The 17,304-nt window shown below is 71.1% G+C and carries 18 protein-coding genes; 4 read left to right on the plus strand and 14 right to left on the minus strand.

What is annotated here, in order from left to right; genetic code table 11:
- Positions 1 to 48: 48 nt before the first annotated feature.
- The 4 genes from ACWDGI_RS42060 to ACWDGI_RS42075 all read right to left on the minus strand — a co-directional run bounded on the left by ACWDGI_RS42060 (position 49) and on the right by ACWDGI_RS42075 (position 5,466).
- Positions 49 to 1,749, minus strand: a complete 1,701-nt coding sequence (locus tag ACWDGI_RS42060; protein ID WP_450768329.1) for a thiamine pyrophosphate-dependent enzyme — start codon at positions 1,747 to 1,749, stop codon at positions 49 to 51.
- 12 nt (positions 1,750 to 1,761) lie between these two features.
- Entirely contained in the window at positions 1,762 to 2,622 is an 861-nt protein-coding gene (locus tag ACWDGI_RS42065) for an amidohydrolase family protein (RefSeq protein WP_450768330.1), read from the minus strand.
- A 153-nt stretch (positions 2,623 to 2,775) separates the two neighbouring features.
- Positions 2,776 to 3,975: an L-2-hydroxyglutarate oxidase gene (gene lhgO, locus ACWDGI_RS42070; protein WP_450768331.1), complete on the minus strand. Its 1,200-nt coding sequence runs from the start codon at positions 3,973 to 3,975 to the stop codon at positions 2,776 to 2,778.
- A gap of 48 nt (positions 3,976 to 4,023) precedes the next feature.
- Positions 4,024 to 5,466 carry an aldehyde dehydrogenase family protein gene (locus tag ACWDGI_RS42075; RefSeq protein ID WP_450768332.1) on the minus strand — a complete coding sequence of 481 codons (1,443 nt, stop codon included), beginning with the start codon at positions 5,464 to 5,466 and terminating at the stop codon, positions 4,024 to 4,026.
- A 180-nt stretch (positions 5,467 to 5,646) separates the two neighbouring features.
- Between ACWDGI_RS42075 and ACWDGI_RS42080 the strand changes: the two genes are divergently transcribed.
- A complete protein-coding gene (locus tag ACWDGI_RS42080; protein WP_450768333.1) occupies positions 5,647 to 5,934 on the plus strand; it encodes a putative quinol monooxygenase in 288 nt (95 codons plus the stop codon).
- A gap of 190 nt (positions 5,935 to 6,124) precedes the next feature.
- Here the strand turns inward: ACWDGI_RS42080 and ACWDGI_RS42085 are convergent, their stop codons facing one another.
- The 9 genes from ACWDGI_RS42085 to ACWDGI_RS42125 form a co-directional block, all read right to left on the minus strand.
- Positions 6,125 to 7,129, minus strand: coding sequence for a methionine synthase II (cobalamin-independent)-like protein (locus ACWDGI_RS42085; RefSeq protein WP_450768334.1), 1,005 nt, complete (start codon positions 7,127 to 7,129; stop codon positions 6,125 to 6,127).
- A 4-nt stretch (positions 7,130 to 7,133) separates the two neighbouring features.
- Positions 7,134 to 7,592, minus strand: a complete 459-nt coding sequence (locus ACWDGI_RS42090) for a GlcG/HbpS family heme-binding protein (RefSeq protein ID WP_450768335.1) — start codon at positions 7,590 to 7,592, stop codon at positions 7,134 to 7,136.
- Entirely contained in the window at positions 7,589 to 8,392 is an 804-nt protein-coding gene (locus ACWDGI_RS42095; protein ID WP_450768336.1) for an alpha/beta fold hydrolase, read from the minus strand. Before ACWDGI_RS42095 ends, ACWDGI_RS42090 begins: the two co-directional genes overlap by 4 nt.
- 25 nt (positions 8,393 to 8,417) lie before the next feature.
- Positions 8,418 to 8,789 (minus strand): VOC family protein, encoded by a 372-nt coding sequence (locus ACWDGI_RS42100; protein ID WP_450768337.1) that lies wholly within the window; start codon positions 8,787 to 8,789, stop codon positions 8,418 to 8,420.
- Positions 8,786 to 9,556 (minus strand): fumarylacetoacetate hydrolase family protein, encoded by a 771-nt coding sequence (locus tag ACWDGI_RS42105; RefSeq protein WP_450768338.1) that lies wholly within the window; start codon positions 9,554 to 9,556, stop codon positions 8,786 to 8,788. Before ACWDGI_RS42105 ends, ACWDGI_RS42100 begins: the two co-directional genes overlap by 4 nt.
- Entirely contained in the window at positions 9,553 to 11,001 is a 1,449-nt protein-coding gene (locus ACWDGI_RS42110; RefSeq protein WP_450768339.1) for an NAD-dependent succinate-semialdehyde dehydrogenase, read from the minus strand. The genes ACWDGI_RS42105 and ACWDGI_RS42110 overlap by 4 nt, the downstream gene beginning before the upstream one ends.
- A gap of 20 nt (positions 11,002 to 11,021) precedes the next feature.
- The gene (locus ACWDGI_RS42115; protein WP_450768340.1) at positions 11,022 to 11,942 is read right to left on the minus strand and encodes a VOC family protein; all 921 of its coding nucleotides are present in this window, start codon (positions 11,940 to 11,942) and stop codon (positions 11,022 to 11,024) included.
- 103 nt (positions 11,943 to 12,045) lie between these two features.
- Positions 12,046 to 12,957 (minus strand): LysR family transcriptional regulator, encoded by a 912-nt coding sequence (locus ACWDGI_RS42120; RefSeq protein ID WP_450768341.1) that lies wholly within the window; start codon positions 12,955 to 12,957, stop codon positions 12,046 to 12,048.
- A gap of 132 nt (positions 12,958 to 13,089) precedes the next feature.
- Positions 13,090 to 13,641 (minus strand): carboxymuconolactone decarboxylase family protein, encoded by a 552-nt coding sequence (locus ACWDGI_RS42125; RefSeq protein WP_450768366.1) that lies wholly within the window; start codon positions 13,639 to 13,641, stop codon positions 13,090 to 13,092.
- 213 nt (positions 13,642 to 13,854) lie between these two features.
- Here ACWDGI_RS42125 and ACWDGI_RS42130 point away from each other — a divergent pair, with 213 nt between their 5' ends.
- The 3 genes from ACWDGI_RS42130 (at position 13,855) to ACWDGI_RS42140 (ending at position 15,760) form a co-directional block, all read left to right on the plus strand.
- Positions 13,855 to 14,259: a cupin domain-containing protein gene (locus ACWDGI_RS42130; RefSeq protein WP_450768342.1), complete on the plus strand. Its 405-nt coding sequence runs from the start codon at positions 13,855 to 13,857 to the stop codon at positions 14,257 to 14,259.
- A 128-nt stretch (positions 14,260 to 14,387) separates the two neighbouring features.
- Positions 14,388 to 14,798 carry an SH3 domain-containing protein gene (locus tag ACWDGI_RS42135; RefSeq protein ID WP_450768343.1) on the plus strand — a complete coding sequence of 137 codons (411 nt, stop codon included), beginning with the start codon at positions 14,388 to 14,390 and terminating at the stop codon, positions 14,796 to 14,798.
- A gap of 194 nt (positions 14,799 to 14,992) precedes the next feature.
- The gene (locus tag ACWDGI_RS42140; RefSeq protein WP_450768344.1) at positions 14,993 to 15,760 is read left to right on the plus strand and encodes an XRE family transcriptional regulator; all 768 of its coding nucleotides are present in this window, start codon (positions 14,993 to 14,995) and stop codon (positions 15,758 to 15,760) included.
- 56 nt (positions 15,761 to 15,816) lie between these two features.
- On the opposite strand, the gene ACWDGI_RS42145 is transcribed toward ACWDGI_RS42140, so the two are convergent.
- Positions 15,817 to 17,142 carry an MFS transporter gene (locus ACWDGI_RS42145; protein WP_450768345.1) on the minus strand — a complete coding sequence of 442 codons (1,326 nt, stop codon included), beginning with the start codon at positions 17,140 to 17,142 and terminating at the stop codon, positions 15,817 to 15,819.
- Between the last annotated feature and the right edge of the window lie 162 nt (positions 17,143 to 17,304).

Raw genomic sequence — 17,304 nt, forward strand, 5'->3', positions numbered from 1 at the left:
CGGCCACGGACGGCGGGGGGATGGGGAACGGCGTCTACGGCGCGGCGCTCAGCGGGTGACGAGGACGTCGACCACGGCGGTCGTCCCCTCGGTCACAGCCTTCAGCGCGCGCTCCAGCGCCGGCGCGAGCGCCTCCGTCGTGTCCACGGTCTCGGTGTGCATGCCGAACGGCTCGGCGAACGCGGCGAGCCGGGGCAGCCGGTGCAGGTCGGTGCCCAGCCACTCGCCGGTGTCGGCGGCCGCGCCGTCGGGGTAGAAGCGGCGGTGGTTGAGGTTCATCGACTTGTACATGCGGTTGTTGAACACGACGATCAGCAAGGGCAGTTCGTACGCGTTCGAGGCGTCGTACGACGGGATCACCGGGTTGTAGGTGAAGGCGCCGTCGCCGATGGTGAGCACCACCGGCCTTTCCCTCGCGGCGAGTTTGACGCCGAGGGCGACGGCGATGCCCTGGCCGAGTCCGCCCTGGACGTAGAAGTAGGAATCGGGGCCGGCGACCTGGAGATGGCGCCTGACCACCCGGCTGTGGGTGATCGTCTCGTCCACGACGATCGCGTCCTGCCCGTGCAGCAACCTGCGCAGGGTGGCGGCGACCAGGACCGGGTCGACGCCGGTGGCCTCCTCGGCCCGGGTCTCCGTCGTCGCGATCGCCGACCGCTCGGCGGCGTGCCGCTCCGCCTGCGCCGCCCGGCGGACCTCGACCGCGCGCTCGTCGAGATCCTTCGCCCGCTTGGTCAGCTGGCGCAGCGTGTTGGTGACGCCGCCTTCCAGGTACGTGTCGGCGAACAGCACTTGGTAGACGACGTGCGGGCGCTGCGGGACCTCGTCGATGACGACGACCTTCGCCTTCCCGGGGCGCCTGGACGGCGGGTAGAAGGGGGCCCGGCAGTTGACCAGGAGGATGAGGTCGGCCTCGTCCATCCACGGCCCGATGTCACTGCCGGCGTGCAGTGGGTGGGTGCGCGGGAAGTTGCCGCACACCGCCGAGTCCGGCTCGACGACCGGGATGTTCCAGGCCTCCGCGAAGGCGACCAGCGCCTCGAAGCCGCCCGTCTCACGCCCCGCCGTCTCCGTGACGATCACCGGGTTGGCGGCCTCGCGGATCAACCGGGCCACGGAGTCGGCCTCTTCGGGCGAGCTGTGCGTGGAGCCCGGCGCGACGACGGGCATGGCCTCGCGGCCGTCCCACTCCTCAAGGAGGATCTCCAGCGGGATGTTCAGGTACGCCGGTCCGGCCGGTGCCCGCCAGGCCAGCTCCGCCGCCCGGGTGATCATGGTCGGCAGCGTGTGCACGCTGGCGGCCTCGGCCGACCACTTGGTGAACGGCTGGGCGATGCCGTGCGGTCCGCCCACGATCGAGAGGTTGCGGTACCACTGGCCGCCCGGGTCGTGCCCGGGGGCGTCGCCGTACGTCGTCGACTCCGAGGAGGCGACGACCATCGGCACGCCGGCCAGCAACGCCCCGTGCACGGCCATCGAGCCCTGGAGCAGACCCGGCGCCGCATGCAGCAGCACGCCCTGCGGACGGCGTTTGACCAGTCCGTAGCCGGTGGCCATACCGGCGGCCACGGTCTCGTGCGTGAGGTCGAGGTACTCCGGCGCGGGTTCGCCGTCGCGGTGTCGACGGGCCAGCGCCTCCCACACCGGGGCCCACTCGGACCCCGAGGAGCAGAAGAGGTAGTCGGCGCCGACGGCGTTGAAGGCGGCGACGAGCGCGTCACCGCCGTCGGTTTCTGGAGTGTTGGTCATGGCCGGTGTCCCTCAGCCCTCGATCGGCCAGTTCAGGACCTCGGAGATACCGCGGCCCAGGATCCATTCAAGCTCCTCGGGCGTGAAGTCCCAGTGCTTGGTGAACTGCTCGATCGTGTCGGTGTAGGTGATGCCGTGGCCGAGCAGCCGGGTGATGTCGGTGCCGTAGAAGCAGCGCTGCGGGCCCATCCTGTCGACCATCTCGCGCACGTACTTCTGGATGTTGCTGTTCGGGAAGGGCTGGGTGGAGTAGCCCGGCAGCGCGGACACCTTGACGTAGATGTTCGGGTGGACGTGCAGGTCGGCGGTCTCCTGGACCCAGTAGCCGATCGCGTCGTCGACGCAGCGGGCCATGATGCCCATGTGGTCGATGATGATCTTCAGCTCGGGGTGCCTGGCGGCGATCTCGCCCAGCTCCCGCTTCCAGATCGGGGCGTGCACCATGGTCGGGATGCGCAGCTCCTCGGCGATGGGCCAGTACCAGTCGTTGGTGCCGTCGATCATCCAGTTGCGGTCCTGCGGCCGGTGGAAGGTCAGCCGGGTGCCCTTCACATGCGGGTTCTGCGCGAAGTCCTTGAGCATCGCCCTGCCCTCTTCGGGCTTGTTCTGCGGGATGCGGGCCATGATGCCGAACCGGTCCGGGTGGGCTTCGCAGGCCTCCAGGGCGTAGTCGATGCGGTCGCCCTCCCAGGACGGCGGCAGGATCAGTGCCCGGTTCACACCGGCCTCGTCCATCAGCTCCAGGGCCTCCTCGTAGGAGAAGGGGTCCTCGCGGTGGCCGTTGAGCCGGATCCGCTCGCGGGCGCCGGGCACCCAGGGGCGGTCCGGGGTCTCTTCCTTCCAGATGTGGATCTGCGTGTCGACGACGAACATGGCGCGAACTCTTTCTCTAGGAGCGGGGCTCGGGGTGCTGTGGAAGGAACGCTAGGCGGCTGGTGAGCTCTTGCGGAGATCCCGGAGCGCAAGCTGTTGTTGCGCGGAAGTGCGCTGTTCGCGGCGCCTGTCGGGGCGCCGCGAACAGCTCGTTCAGGAGTCGCCGAAGACGGCGGCGGTGATGTGTTCGGCGATCGCCATGGAGGCCGTGGCGGCCGGCGAGGGGGCGTTGCGTACGGCCGTGATCCGGCCGACCCGATGGATGCGGAAGTCGTCGACGAGCGTGCCGTCGCGTTCCAGGGCCTGGGCGCGCACGCCCGCCCCGCCGCGCACCACGTCCCGGACGCCGACACCCGGGACGTACAGCCCGGCGTCCTTCATGAAGGCGGCGGCGGAGAAGGAGCCGCGGTACTCCTTGACGCCGGTACGCCAGTGCCGGGCGGCCATCCTCCAGGCGCCCGGGTAGGCGGCGAGCCCGAGCAGGTCCCGGGGCGAGACCCTGCTGCGCCGGTAGCCCTCCCTGGCGAGGGCGAGGACGGCGTTGGGGCCGACCTCCACGGAACCGTCGACGCGCGGGGTGAAGTGCACGCCGAGGAAGGGGTAACGGGGGTCGGGCACCGGGTAGATGAGGCCGCGCACCAGATCCGTCCGGTCCGGTCTCAGCAGCATGTACTCGCCGCGGAACGGGACGATCCGGGGCTCCTGTCCGTCCTGCGCGAGCCGGGCGACGGAGTCGGACTGGAGGCCGGCGCAGAGGATCAGCCGGTCCACGCGCACGCGGTCCTGCCCGGAGGCGACCTCGATGCCGCCGGGCACGGTGGTGATGGAGGTGACCGGGAAGCCCAGCCGTACCTCGCCGCCGGAGTCGGTGATGTCCCCGGCGAACGCCCGGGCGACGGCCGGGTAGTCGGTGATCGCGGTACGCGGCGAGTGCAGGGCCGCCATGCCGCCGGCGTGCGGCTCCAGCTCCTTGATCTCCTCGCGGGAGATCTTCCGCAGCTCCGGCACGTGGTTGTTCCTGGCCCGCTGGTACAGGTTCTCCATCCGGCCCAGCTCGTCCTCGCGGACGGCCACCACCAGCTTGCCGATCTCCTGGTACGGCAGTTGCCGGTCCTGGCAGTACGCGCGCAGCAGCGCCACGCCCCGCACACACAGGTCGGCCTTGAGGCTGCCCGGTGTGTAGTAGATCCCCGCGTGCACCACACCGGAGTTGTGGCCGGTCTGGTGCCGGGATACCTCCTGCTCCTTCTCGAACACCACGACCCGGGTACCGGGGCGGCTCAGCGCGATCTCACGGGCCGTGGCGAGGCCCACGATGCCGGCGCCGACCACGCCGATCGTCTCGTCAGCCATCGGCGTCCTCCTCTCTCTCGTGCGGTGGTCATGTCTCTCCTACGGTGCTCACGCGCCGAAGTGGACGGCCACCGTCTTGACGCGGGTGGAGAACCTCAGGACTTCCTCCCCCTGCTCCTTGTAGCCCGTGCCGGAGTCGTGGAATCCGCCGAACGGCAGGTGGACGTCCCAGCCGGTGGTGGTCGTGTTGACGGCGACCTGCCCGCACTCGGCCTCGTCGGCGAAGCGGTACGCCAAGGCGAGGTCGCGGGTGAACACGGCGGCGGCGAGGCCGAAGGCGGAGTCGTTGACCGCCGCGACGGCCGTGTCGAAGTCGTCGACCGCGCGCACGGCGAGGACCGGCCCGAAGACCTCCTCGCGCCAGACGGCCATGTCGGGGGTGATCCCGGCCAGGACGGTGGGCTGTACGTAGCAGCCGTGCGGCCGTTCGGAGTCCGCCCCGCCCCCGGCGAGGACGGTCGCCCCCTGCTCGACCGCCCGGCTCAGGTCGGCGAGGACGCTGTCGCGCTGCTTCGGGCTCGACAGCGGGCACAGGGTGGTCGCCGGATCGCTGCCCGGGCCGACCGTCAGCGCCGCCACTTCCGCGACCAGCAGCGCGACGAACTCGTCGTGCACCGGCCGCTCGACGATCACCCGGCTGGTGGCGGTGCAGCGCTGCCCGGCCTGGCCGAAGGAGGCGGCCGCGACGGCCTTCGCGGCGGCCGGCAGATTGGCGTCGCGCAGCACCACCGAGGCGTTCTTGCCGCCGAGTTCGCCCTGGAAGCGGACGTTGCGGTCGGCCAGGCGGCGCCGGATGCGGTTGCCGACGGCGTTGGAACCGGTGAAGGTGATGCCGGCGATCCGGGGGTCGTCGAGGAGCGCCTCCTCGATCTCGGCGGTGCGGCCGGTGACGACGTTGAGGACACCGGCGGGCAGGCTCGCGTCGTGCAGGGCGCGGGCGAAGTGCAGGCCCGACAACGGTGTCTCGGTGGCCGGCTTGAACACGGCCGCGTTGCCGGCGGCGAGCAGCGGGGCGAGCTTGCGGGCCGGGGTGATCAGCGGGTCGTTCCAGGGGCTGATCACCAGGATCACGCCGATGGGCTCGCGCTGGGTGTGGGTGCGGTGGTCCGGGCGTACGTCGTGCAGGAGGGTGCCGTAGCCCTGGCGGGCCAGACCGGCGTAGTACTCCAGGAAGTCGGCGGCCTTGAGCGTCTCGCCGGTCGCCTCGGCCAGGGTCTTGCCGTTCTCGGCGGTGACGTCGGCGGCGATCTCCCCGGCCCGTTCCCGGATCAGCTGGGCGGCCTCGGTGAAGACCCGGGCCCGCTCGAAGGGGCTGGTGCGCTTCCAGCCGGCGAAGCCGCGCTCGGCGTGGTCGTAGGCGCGGGTGACGTCCTCGGCGGACAGGGCCGGGACCCGGGCGAGCGGGGTGCGGACGTCGGCGGGGTCGTGGACGTCGATCCATTCGCCGGTCCTCGTCCACTCCCCGCCGGAGAGGGTTTCCAGGGTGCGCATGGAGATCACTTCCTTCGTCGGCCACGGCGCCGCCGGTGCGGGCCGGATGCGACAACACACCATGTGGGAGGGGGTCCACCAGCCCCGCGGTGGCAGGCATTGGTTGCGCCGTGCGCGGGTCGGCGGGCGCGTGATCCATGCTGGAATCGGCCGGCCGGACACGATCCTTGGAGGAACCGCATGGCATACGCCGTCGTCGCCCGATACCGCTGCGCACCCGCCGACGAGGCGACGGTGCGGGCCGCGCTGTTGAAGGCGCGGGAGGCCACCCGCACGGAGCCCGCGGGCCTGATGTACGAGGTGCACGTGATGGAGGGCGAGCCGGGTGGGTTCCTGCTGTACGAGCGGTATGTGGACCGGGAGGGATTCGAGGCGCACCGGGCCTCGGCCCACTTCGCCGAGGTGATCGTGGGCGTGGTGCTCCCCCTTTTGACGGAGCGCACGGTGACTTTCGCCGAGGTGATTTAGCGTCTGCCGGGCTGGTGCGCGTGAAGAGGGCGCGAGTGGACCGTGGTTGCTCGCGCAGTTCTCCGCGCCCCTGAATGAAGGCGGTGCTGCACGAGCGCCCCTGAAGGGGCGCGGGGAACTGCGCGACCGGCCACGACGGCGCCGCAGTCGGCAGACGGCGGATCGTGGCACTTCCAGCGGAGCGGGGCGCCTAGAACTCGTTGCCCCAGCAGTACCGGGCGATGGTCTCGACCAGTACGAGCTTGCGGCGCTGGTTCTCTGCGCTCAGGAGCGGCCGTGCGGCCACGTCCGCGAAGCCCCGTGAGGGGGAAACGGCGCCGTCCTCCAAGTCCTTGACCTCGCCGACCGCGTCGATGCGGGACATCACCGTGTCGATGTCCTCCAGTGCGGCGGTGGTCGCGTCGACCACGCCCAGGCAGAAGTCGCGGTCGTCGGGCAGTGCCTTGACGAGGTCGAGTTCGGACTGCGTGCCCTGGTCGAACGGGAGGATCCAGCGGTCGGCGCCGACGGTGGCGTACAGCCGCTCGACGCGAGCCCGGTCCACCTCGGCCGGGGCGGTCCAGCCGGGGGCCAGGCCGATCCGTACCGCCTCGGGGCGCTCGTCCAGGCGTACCGCGAGCGCGTCGACGGCGAGCGAGTCCTCGAAGGAGAGTGCCCCGGGGTCTCCCGGGTCGGTGCTCAACTGGTCGAGGAGGAGCGGGTTGTCGAGCTGGATCAGGCGGACGCCCCGCGACACCAGCAGCCCGATCTCCGCCCGGACGATCTCCGCGAAGGCCTCCCCCAGGTCACGCGCCGAGCAGACGCCGAGCCCCGGCTGGTAGGTGGTGGCCGCGAGATACCCCGGGGAGGGCAGCGTGACCTTCGGGGCGATCACCGTCAGTTCGGCGAGCCGGGCGGCGGAGTCGGCGAGCAGCGGGCCGTCGGCCTGGGGCAGCGACTCGGCGACCCAGCGCACCAGGCCGTCCGGCCCCGTCTCGCCGGTGCGGCGCAGGCCCGACACGCCGTCGAGGACCGCGCTGCGGAAGTCCTCGCGGGGGAAGTCGCCGTCGGTGACGACGGTGGAGCGCAGCCTGCGCTGGTGGGCGACCGCCTCCCGGACCGCCGCGGCCACGGCCTCCGGGTCGTCGGTCGACAGGCCTGCCGGCCGGACCAGGCTGCCGTGGTGGTCGATGCGGTAGTTGAACGTGTCCGCCATGGTGTCAGTCCTTTCCGCCGGTGACGCCCCACGCGGCGAACTCCAGCTCGTAGCCGAGGTCCTTCAGGACCTCCTCGGCGATCCGCTGGTCCTCGTCCGCGGTGCCGCCGGCGATGCCGAGCCCGCCGATGATCTCGCCGTCCTTCTTGATGGTGACGCTGCCCTCGGCGGCCATGATCGGCAGGGCGGCGCCGGGGAGCTGGGAGAGCTGCGAGAAGAAGACGGGCTGGCTCTCCTGCCACTTCTTCAGCATGGGGCCGGGGCGCTGCATCACGGCGGCGGTGTAGGCCTTGGCGCGGGCGATGTCGGGGGTGAGCGGGCGGGCTCCGTCGGGGCGGCGGATGGCGACCGGGAAGCCGCCGGCGTCCACGACGGCGACGCTCACCGCCTTGCCGATCTCCCGGCCGCGCCGGTGGGCGGCGTCGATGATCTCCTCGGCGGCGGCCAGGGTGAGGCTGCTCATGCTGCTTCCTTCGGTGCGGTGAGGGTGCGGCGGAGCCGGGCGACGGCCGCGTTGTACGGCTGGGGCGTCTCCCAGTACATGGAGTGCGGGGCGCCCGGGACGATCTCCAGGTGCGAGCCGGGCAGCAGTTCGTGGGCGCGGGTGACGGTCCTGACGCTCAGGACGGCGTCCTTCTCGCCCGCGAGGAAGGCGACCCTGACGCCGGAGCCCTGGATCTCCTCCAGGGAGGGGCCGTCGGTGTCGAGGTTGCGCAGGTCCTGCATCCTGGCGACGTTGAACGTGCCCATCTGCTGGAACAGGAAGGTGAGATCGGCCCGCTCCCGCTGGAACGACCTGGTGAGCAGCCGGTCGATCACCGGCAGCTGCACGGCCTCGGCCCGGTCGGCGGCGGCCAGTTCCCTCAGTTCGGGGTGGCTGATGCCGCCGAGGGAGTGGCCGAGGACGACCGAGGAGACCCGCTCGGGGCGCAGCAGGCCGGCCCGCAGCGCGGCGACGGACCCGATGGACTGGCCGACCAGCATGGCGCCGGTGATGTCCTCCTGGTCGAGGACGGCGACCACGTCTGTGGGGAAGTCCTGGCCGTCGAACTCGGGCCTGGACGAGTACGGAGGGGTAGGGGCGTCGGACTTGCCGAAGCCGCGCAGGTCCACGGTGACGACCGTGAACTGATCGCGCAGTGCGGCCACTTGCTGCCACCAGGCGGCGTGGTGACCGCCGCTGCCGTGCACGAACAGGATCGCCGGGCCGCTGCCGTGGCGCTCGTAGTAGATGGAGGTGCCGTCGGAGTCGGCGAAGGGCATGGGGTGGACTCCCGTACTTGCGCGTCTAGTTGGGACGGCGGCCGTGGTGGACAAGTTCGATCATGGTGTGGTCGGGGTCGTGGATGTAGCAGAACTTGGACTGGTTCTCGGGGCGTTCGATCGGCCGGGTGTGCCGGATGCCCAGCTCCTTGAGATGGGCGAGGAAGTCGTCCCAGTCGTCGACCTCGACGGCGAAGTGGTAGGGCGCCATGCGCTCCATCTCTTCGACAGGAGTGAAGTGCAGGTCGAAGTTGCCCCGGGTCATGAGGACGACCCGTGTGTTGGACCTGGGCATGATGCGCTTCATCCCGAAGACCTTGGTGTACCAGGCGGCGGTCCGGTCGGGGTCGGTGGTGGGGAAGTTGACGTGGTGGATGTAACGGGGTTCCGCGCTCATGAGTGGTTCCCTTCCAGGTGTACGGGGTTGGACAGCACGCCGATGCCGCTGATCTCGACGTCCACGGTGTCGCCGGGCTCGATCTGGCAGGTGGACTCGGCGCCCATCCACAGCACGTCCCCGGGGTGCAGGGTGATGTGCCGGGTGATCGCGACGATGTGGTCGAAGGGGTCGAAGACCATGTCCCCGGTCGGGAACGCGGCACGGACCTCGCCGTTGACGCGCAGGGTGGTGGTCTGGGCGAGGGCGTCGACGTCGGTCTCGATCCACGGACCCATGGGCTTGAACGTGTCGCTGTTCTTGCTGCGCCAGAAGGTGCGGTCCTGGTGCTGCCAGGTGCGGGCGCTGACGTCGTTGCCGATGGTCCAGCCGAAGACCGACCTCCGGGCGTCGTCGTAGGTCGCGTGCCGGACCGTACGGCCGATGACGGCGACCAGTTCCGGCTCGGCCTCGAACCGTCCGGTCACCCCGGCCGGTTTGACGATCGGCGAACGGTGGCCGGTGAGGGCGTTGTTGGCCCGGTAGCCGACCTCGGGGCGGTCGGGTGTCGTGGCGCCGGCGTGCTCGATATGCCGTGGGTAGTTGTGGCCGACGGCGTAGAACACGCCGGGCACGACGGGCGGCAGCCAGACGGCCTCGGCGGCGGCGACGGTGCCGAGGACATCGGGGTCGGCCACCAGCGGCGAGCCGGCGAGGAGTTCGACGTCCGGCTCCCCCACCCGGCCCCACACCGCCCGGCCGTCGACCGACACGCGCGCGTACCTCATGGCGTCAGCAGGTGGGAGACACGCTTGGTGACCAGGTAGGCGTCCAGCGCCTCCGGCCCGCCCTCCCGGCCGTACCCGCTGTCCTTGACCCCGCCGGAGGGTGCCTCGTGCACCGAGCCGCCGCAGTGGTTGAGGGACAGGATGCCGGCCTCGAACCCGTCGGACAGCTTCTCGGCGGTGGCGGCCGACCTGGTGAAGCCGTAGGCGGCCAGGCCGTACGGCAGGGAGTTGGCGACGGCCAGGGCCTCGTCCAGGTCGGTGAAGGGCACGATCGGCGCGACGGGCCCGAACGGCTCCTCGGACATCAGCTCCGCGTCCGGGCCCACGTCGGTGAGGACGGTCGGCGCGAAGAAGTACCCGGGGCGGTCCAGGCGTTCGCCGCCGGTGCGCACGGTCGCCCCCTTGCCGACCGCGTCCGCGGTCAGCCGCTCGACCGACCGCAGCCGGCGCTCGTTGGCGAGCGGGCCCATGGTGGTTCCCTGGGCCAGGCCGTCGCCGACGACGACCGCCTCGGCGGCCTTCACGAACGCGGCGGTGAAGTCCTCGACCAGGGACTCGTGGACGAGGAAGCGGCTGGGCGAGGTGCACACCTGGCCCGCGTTGAAGAACTTGGCCTGGGCCGCGCGCCGGGCGGCCTGACCGGGGTCGGCGTCGGCGCAGACGATCACCGGCGCGTGGCCGCCGAGTTCCATCAGGGTGGGCTTCATGACCTTGCCGGTCTCGGCTGCCAGGAGCTTGCCGACGGGCACCGAACCGGTGAAGGCGATCATCCGGGTGACCGGGGAGGCGATGAGGTGCGCGGAGACCTCGGCGGGCTCACCGAAGACGAGGCCCAGCACTCCCGCGGGCAGGCCCGCGTCCGCATAGCACTCCACCAGCGCGGCGGCCGTCGCCGGGGTCTCCTCGGAGGCCTTGACGATGAGTGAACAGCCTGCCGAGAGCGCCGAGGAGATCTTGCGGTTGGGGCCGCCGACCGGGAAGTTCCAGGGGACGAAGGCGGCGACGGGGCCGATCGGTTCGCGGCGGACGGTGAGGACCGTGCCGGGCGCGGAGGGGACGATACGGCCGTAGGCGCGGCGGGCGTCCTCGGTGTGCCAGCGCAGGGTGTCGGCGGTGCGCCTGGCCTCGCCGGTGGACTCGGCGAGGGTCTTGCCCTGCTCCAGGGTCATCACCCTGCCGATCTCGGCGGCGCGTTCGGCGATGAGGTCGGCGGCGCGGTCGAGGGTCGCGGAGCGGCGGGCGACGGAGGTCGCGCGCCACACCCTGAAGCCCTCGGCGGCGGCTTCGAGCGCCCGGTCGAGGTCGGCGGTGGTCGCGAGGGGTACTTTGCCGATCGGCTCCCCGGTGGCCGGGTTGACGACGGGGGCGGTCCGTCCGGTGGAGCCCTGGCACCACTCGCCCGCTATGTACATGCGGACGGCGGGATAGCCGTGGTCGGTGGTCATGAAGGGGTGCCCTCTCAGGGTCAGGACGCGGTGGGGGCTTCCTGGTCGCGGTTGGTGCGCAGGGCCCAGATGTGGTGCGGCGGGGTCGTCTCGTGAACCCGGGTGCCGTACTTCTCGTCGGCCCGGTCCATGTCGGCGGCGTACTCGACGCGGCCGCCGCAGGGGGCGTACAGGAAGCGGAAGACGTTGGAGCCGATGGTGTGCCGGCCGAGCCTGCGGGCCTCCCGCCAGCCCTGCTCGATCATGTGGTTGCCGCCTTCGATCACGTCGTCGAAGCCGGGCACCTCGTAGGCGATGTGGTTGATCCCCGCCTGGTCGGGCCGGTGGCACAGCAGCATGGTGTGCTGGTCGTCGTCGCCGGGCGCCTGCATGAACACGCCCATGGGTTCGACCACGTCGGTCGGGCGGAAGCCGAGCCGGTCGGCGTAGAAGCCGACGGCCTGTTCGCGGCCCTGCTTCGGGATGTTCAGGGCGACATGACACATGCGCAGCGGGCGGACCCGGGTGATCGGCTCCAGGGCGGTGTTCCAGCGGTTGACGGTGCCGAGCGTGTTGGCGGCGCGGGGCGTGACGGGGGCCGGCCGGGGGCGGGCCAGGGTCAGGCCGACACCGAAGCCGGTCTCGTCGACGGTGTGGTGGACGCCGTCGGCGCTCTCCCGGATCTCGCGGTCCCGGCCCGCCGCCGCCACCAGCCGCTCCAGTTCGGCGGGCGTGTCGACGCCCCAGACGACCTCGCGCAGGGTGGGTCCGTCCTCGACCGGGGCCGGCAGCAGCGGTCCGGGCAGGGTGTCGAGATGCAGGGTCTGGCCGGTGCGGGTCTCGAACACGGCGTGCTCGTCGGTCCGTTCCCCCGGGAACAGCCCGAAGTCGTCGAAGAACCGTACGCAGGTGTCGAGGTCGTCGATACCGTAGGTGACCGATTCGATTCTCTGGATTCCCATGGATTCCTCGTTTCCAGGTCGCCTCGCGAGCGTAGATTTCGGCCGGCGAGGGCCTCAATGGCCTGAGCTCTACGGAATGCGCAAGCGTTTCTTGCGGCCCCGGTTACGACCGGATCGTGGGAATCGGGTTCTGCGAGAACCACTCGGCGAGGAATTCCAGGAACACGCTGATCTTGCGCGGGGTGTCCTGCCCGGGACCGTAGATCGCGTACAGCGGGCGGTCGGGTACGGCGAGGTCGGGCAGCAGCACCTGCAGGGCGCCGGAGACCAGGTCGTCGTAGGCCGGGCGCTGGGGCAGCAGGGCGATGCCGCGGCCGTGCACCGCCGCCTTCTGCAGGGCGATGTAGGAGTTGGACGAGAACGCGATGTTGCGGATCTTGTGCAGGGTGCTGGCGTGCCCGTGACCGATCCGCCAGACCGGGTCGTTGAGGTGGACCAGGCAGTCGTGGGCGGCGAGGTCGTTCGGGTGGGCGAGCGTCCCGCACCGCTCGACGTATTCCTCGGAGGCGCACAGCACGAACGGCAGCGAGGCGATTTTCTTCAAGCGGACACTGGAGTCCCTCAGGTCCCGGGTGTGGAAGGCGACGTCGAAACCGCTGTCCAGGAAATCGTAGGTGCGGTCGGACATCCCGCCGAGTTCGAACCGCACCTGGATCTTCGGATGGGCGGCCGAGAACGCGGCGATGGCGTCCCCGAGGTCGAGACTGCCTATCCACTTGGGACAGATGACGCTGAGGGTTCCCTCGGGCCGGTCGTGGAGCTGGGCGATGCCGGCGTCCTCGGCCTCGATCTCGTCGAGGATGCGCGCGGCGAACTCGGCGTACCGCTGGCCCGGTTCGGTCAGGCTCACGGAGCGGGCGGTGCGGTTGACCAGGCGGACACCGATCTGCCGCTCCAGTTCCGCCACGTGCCGGGAGACCAGGGATCCGGAGGAGCCGAGTTTCTTGGCGGCTCCGCTGAAACTGCCGACCTGGGCGACGGTGACGAAGCTGTGCATCAGGAGCAGGCGATCCATTTTTTCCTCCGAACGCGCGTGCGGCTCGCGCCGGTCACCCACACAAATCGAATGTCGGCAATCCTGTCAACGGTTCTTCGCTTAAAAGATCGGCCGCGTTTCTCATGGTCAGGCCCTGGATGGGGCCTGGGGTCAAGCACCGTCCGGGGTGATCCGGCGGTAGCCGCGGACGTCGGGGAACGGCGGCTCCCGATCGGCCTGGAGGTCCACCTGGAAGGTGTTGAGGCACATGCCGAGCATGGTGAAGTTGCCGAGCGCGCCGACGGTGTCGACCAGCCGCTTGGGGCCGAAGTGCGCCAGCGCGCGGGCGAAGGTCCCGTCGGTGACGAAGTGCTCCTCCAGGATCTCCCGGCAGAACTGGTAGAAGGCCTGGTCGGCCTCGTCGTCGAAGACCGCCGGGCGGTTCTCGGCGATGGCCTTGACGGCGGCTTCCGGGATGCCGGCCTCGATCGCCTGGTGGACATGGGCGTTCCAGGAGTACTGGGCGTCCCAGTTGCGGGCGGCCATCAGCAGGGTCAGTTCGCGCAGGTGTCGGGGCAGGCTGCAGTCGAACCGGGCGAACGCGCCGAGCGATTCGGCGCGTTCGCACATCTCGGGGCTGTGCAGCCAGACCCGGAACGGGCCGCGGACGGCGCCGCGGCGGCCCGCGATCCGGGCGGCCAGCTCCTGCTGCCGTGGGTCCATGTCCTCTTCGCCGAGTACGGGGAGCCTCATGGGGGCCGGTACCTGCTTTCTCTCGCCGGCGGCCGTGGGATGCCAGGTGACGCTACAGCCGGATCCGGTCGCCTCACCCCTCCCGGAGCGCAAGGTAAAACTGCACGCCAGGGGGCACCCGATCGCGTGGACGCGGCCTAACGTCGGTCGGCGTATCGCATCGCAGTGGAGAGGAATCCCCGGATGACCACGATCATCAAGGCCGCGTCCGTGCCCCTGCTCGACCGGGGCGGCTCGGTCGTGACGACACCGCTGATCACCACGCCGTCGGCGGGCGGGGAGAACCTGATCACGAGCGGGATGAGTGTCTATCCGGTGGGTTCCGGTGCGCCGTTGCACTCGCACAACTGCGACGAGCACGTGACCGTCCTGGAGGGCGAGGCGGAGGTGTGGGTGGACGGCGAGGTGACCCGGCTGGAGCGGTTGGACACCACTTACGTCCCGTCCCCCGTCCCTCACCTGTTCCGCAACGTCGGCGACACCCCGCTGCGGATCCTGTGGGTGTATTCGTCGGGGTATGTCACCCGGACCTTCACGGGGACGGGAAAAACGGTCGAGCACCTCTCCGCCGACGACCGGATGGGCTGAGTCCCGTCCCCGGGGACGTCCCAGGCGTCCCGGGGCACGCGGGGACGACATGACGGCCCTCGGCCATGGCAATCCTCCGAATCGTGATCGCGCTTCGTGGTCACGAGCACGACAGCACGGAGGTTTCCATGTCCCGTCGGATCCTGAAGAGCGGCCTGCTGGCCACGGTCGCGGTGTTCGCGTTCCTGCCCACGGCCGGGGCCGCCACCGCGAGCGCCGCCACGATCCCCGCACCGCAGGGAATCGTCCAGTACTACGACTACACCACCCTGCCCGCCCCCGCGGTCCAGCGCCACCACGGCTACTACCGCACCGTCGGCCGGGTGACCACGCGCCACGTCCGGCTCAACGTCCGCTCCGGCCCGAGCACCCGCTACCGCGTGGTCGGCCACCGTCACAGCAACCGGCTGGTCCCGGTGGCCTGCAAGACGTACGGCGGTTCGGTGCGCGGCAACCACACCTGGTACCGGCTCCCGCACCGCAAGGGGTACGTCTCCGGCCGCTACGTCCGGGTAGGCCACGCCGTTCCGTGGTGCTGACGGGTCCGTCCCACCGCACTCCCTGACCGCCGAAGGCCTGTTCGGGAACCTCGTTCCCGAACAGGCCTTCGGCATGCACCCCCTGATTCACCGTCTTCACACCTGTTCGCCGATTGCGGCCCCGGTATCCATGGGAAGCCATCCCGACAACAGGGGTGAAACGCCCATAGCGTAATGAAGTCGAGGCACGCAACATGCGGCACTCCGAAGGAGCGACCACCACCCCACCCGACGAGTCGCCGGCGGCGAGCCTGCGCGAACTGAAGGAGCGTACGGGGCTGAGCCTGGCGGCGCTGGCCGCCCGCACCCCGTACAGCAAGTCCGCCTGGCACCGCTATCTCACCGGCGCCAAGCGGCCGCCGCGTCCGGCCGTGGAGGCCCTGGCCCGGCTCGCGGGCGTCGACCCCGCGGCCGTACTCGCGCTGTGCGAGACCGCCGAGGAGCAGCCGCCCGCCGCTCCCGCACCGGCGGCGCCGCGAGCGCGGCGGTGGTGGCGGCTGCCGCTGACCGCGCTCGCGCTGCTCGCGGTGGCCGGGGTGACGGCGGCTGCGGTGAGCGTGTCCGACCGGCGGGCCGCCCAGGGCGCGCAACCGGTGTCGGGGGCGCCGCGCTGCCACGGGCGGTCCTGCCAGGGCGAGTTGCCGGACGCCTCGGCGTGCGCCCGGGACGCGCAGACCAAGAGCAGGGTCACCGGCAGCGCGTACGACGTCCGGCTGCGCTACTCCCCCGCCTGCCGTACGGCCTGGTCCGAGGTGCGGATGCACACCCCGCACGCCCGGGAGGTCTCGGTCCGGACCGGGCAGGACGTGCTCTCCGCGAGCTATCCCGCGGAGGACTCCGTCGGCTACACCAGCCCGATGCTCGCCGTGCCGACGCCCCGTGGGGTGGAGGCGTGTGCGGACGTCGGGGGGAAGCTGGCGTGCACCGGCCTCGAGGCCGAACCCGGCGACCTGGAGGAGTGAGCGGTGGCGCCGCGCCCGTGGCGGGAGCCCGGCGCCGGACCGGCCGAAGCCACCGGTCAGTGTGCGGCGACCACTTCCTCCTGGTCGTTGCTGCGCTGCGGCTGCCCGGCCGAGCGCAGGGCCGCGATGCCGATGAACACCATCGAGGAGACGCCGGCCAGCGCGAAGGCGGTGAAGCCCCAGTCGCCGTTGCCCGCGGCGAGCAGCTGGCCGCCGAGCCAGGGGCCGAAGACGGCACCGAAGCGGCCCATCCCCGAGGTCCAGCCGACGGCGGTGGCCCGGTTGGCCGGGGTGGAGCGGATGGAGACGGTCGCGTAGATCATCGTCTGGGCGCTGTTGAGGAAGACGCCGGTGAGGAAGACGACCACCATGGTCACGCCGGTGGCCATGTGGATGCTGAGCAGGTAGACGCCGACGGCGGTCAGGGCGAACCAGACGGCGGAGATGCGCGGGGCGCCGAACCGGTCGGCGGCGCGGCCGGCGGCCAGCATGCCCACGATGCCGCCGAGGTTGAAGACGACGACGAAGGTCAGGGCGCTGCCGAGCTCGTAGCCCTCGCCGCGCATCAGGGTGGGCAGCCAGGTGGCGACGCCGTACACCAGCAGCAGACCGCCGAAGGAGGCCAGCCAGTACAGCAGGGTCTGGATCCACTCGCCGCCGCGGAACAGGCCGAGCAGCGCGTCCCAGCGGTCGGCGGCGGTCTTCCGGCCGACGGCGGCGGGCAGTTCGACCTCGTAGCGGTCGGCCAGCGCGCGGGCCTCCTCGCCGCGCCCCTTGGCGACCAGGAAGCTCAGCGACTCCGGCAGGAGCTTCAGCAGCACGGGCACGAAAAGCAGCGGGAGCACGCAGACCCAGAAGGCGGCGCGCCAGCCGACCGGCTCGACCAGCCACTTGGCGACGTAGGCGGAGAGGATGCCGCCGGCGTGGTGGGCGGTCATCAGCATGCCGATGGTGATCGCCACCCGGCCGCCCCTGGCGTAGTCCGAGACCATGCTGATCGCGGTCGGCAGCAGCCCGCCGAGGCCGACGCCGGCCAGGGTGCGGCCGAGGCCGAAGACCGCGACGCTGCCCGAGACCGCGCAGATGCCGGAGGCGAGCGAGAACAGCGTGACGCAGCCGGTCATCAGCTGCTTGCGGCCGATCCGGTCCGCGACGGTGCCCGCGGTCAGGGCGCCCACCAGCATGCCGAAGGTCGCGTAGGAACCGAGGTCGCCGGCCTGGTCCGCGGTGAGGCCGAACGTCTTGGTCTCCAGCAGGTGGGGCAGCACCGAGCCGTAGATGAACATGTCGAGGCCGTCGAAGAGCACGGCCAGCCAGCACAGACCGACGACCAGCAGGGCCAGTCTGCTGCCGCGAGCGGACAGGGCGGGGGAGGAGGACATCTTTGTTTTCCTCTCGTCCAGGAGGCGTTCCCTGGAGGGGAAGCGGTGAGGGGTCGACGCGGCTCGTGCGGCTGACCCGTGGTGCGTAGACGCTAAGGATCGGGACCCGAAGGCGTCAACGTTTTTGTCAACAATCTCAGCAACAACCCAGACACCGGCCCG

The organism is Streptomyces sp. NPDC001220 (genome assembly GCF_053597895.1).

Coding starts and splice junctions, on each gene's coding strand:
- ACWDGI_RS42060 (WP_450768329.1), bottom strand. CDS start 1,749: ATGACCAACACTCCAGAAACCGACGGCGGTGACGCGCTCGTCGCCGCC.
- ACWDGI_RS42065 (WP_450768330.1), bottom strand. CDS start 2,622: ATGTTCGTCGTCGACACGCAGATCCACATCTGGAAGGAAGAGACCCCG.
- lhgO (WP_450768331.1), bottom strand. CDS start 3,975: ATGGCTGACGAGACGATCGGCGTGGTCGGCGCCGGCATCGTGGGCCTC.
- ACWDGI_RS42075 (WP_450768332.1), bottom strand. CDS start 5,466: ATGCGCACCCTGGAAACCCTCTCCGGCGGGGAGTGGACGAGGACCGGC.
- ACWDGI_RS42080 (WP_450768333.1), top strand. CDS start 5,647: ATGGCATACGCCGTCGTCGCCCGATACCGCTGCGCACCCGCCGACGAG.
- ACWDGI_RS42085 (WP_450768334.1), bottom strand. CDS start 7,129: ATGGCGGACACGTTCAACTACCGCATCGACCACCACGGCAGCCTGGTC.
- ACWDGI_RS42090 (WP_450768335.1), bottom strand. CDS start 7,592: ATGAGCAGCCTCACCCTGGCCGCCGCCGAGGAGATCATCGACGCCGCC.
- ACWDGI_RS42095 (WP_450768336.1), bottom strand. CDS start 8,392: ATGCCCTTCGCCGACTCCGACGGCACCTCCATCTACTACGAGCGCCAC.
- ACWDGI_RS42100 (WP_450768337.1), bottom strand. CDS start 8,789: ATGAGCGCGGAACCCCGTTACATCCACCACGTCAACTTCCCCACCACC.
- ACWDGI_RS42105 (WP_450768338.1), bottom strand. CDS start 9,556: ATGAGGTACGCGCGCGTGTCGGTCGACGGCCGGGCGGTGTGGGGCCGG.
- ACWDGI_RS42110 (WP_450768339.1), bottom strand. CDS start 11,001: ATGACCACCGACCACGGCTATCCCGCCGTCCGCATGTACATAGCGGGC.
- ACWDGI_RS42115 (WP_450768340.1), bottom strand. CDS start 11,942: ATGGGAATCCAGAGAATCGAATCGGTCACCTACGGTATCGACGACCTC.
- ACWDGI_RS42120 (WP_450768341.1), bottom strand. CDS start 12,957: ATGGATCGCCTGCTCCTGATGCACAGCTTCGTCACCGTCGCCCAGGTC.
- ACWDGI_RS42125 (WP_450768366.1), bottom strand. CDS start 13,641: ATGGACCCACGGCAGCAGGAGCTGGCCGCCCGGATCGCGGGCCGCCGC.
- ACWDGI_RS42130 (WP_450768342.1), top strand. CDS start 13,855: ATGACCACGATCATCAAGGCCGCGTCCGTGCCCCTGCTCGACCGGGGC.
- ACWDGI_RS42135 (WP_450768343.1), top strand. CDS start 14,388: ATGTCCCGTCGGATCCTGAAGAGCGGCCTGCTGGCCACGGTCGCGGTG.
- ACWDGI_RS42140 (WP_450768344.1), top strand. CDS start 14,993: ATGCGGCACTCCGAAGGAGCGACCACCACCCCACCCGACGAGTCGCCG.
- ACWDGI_RS42145 (WP_450768345.1), bottom strand. CDS start 17,142: ATGTCCTCCTCCCCCGCCCTGTCCGCTCGCGGCAGCAGACTGGCCCTG.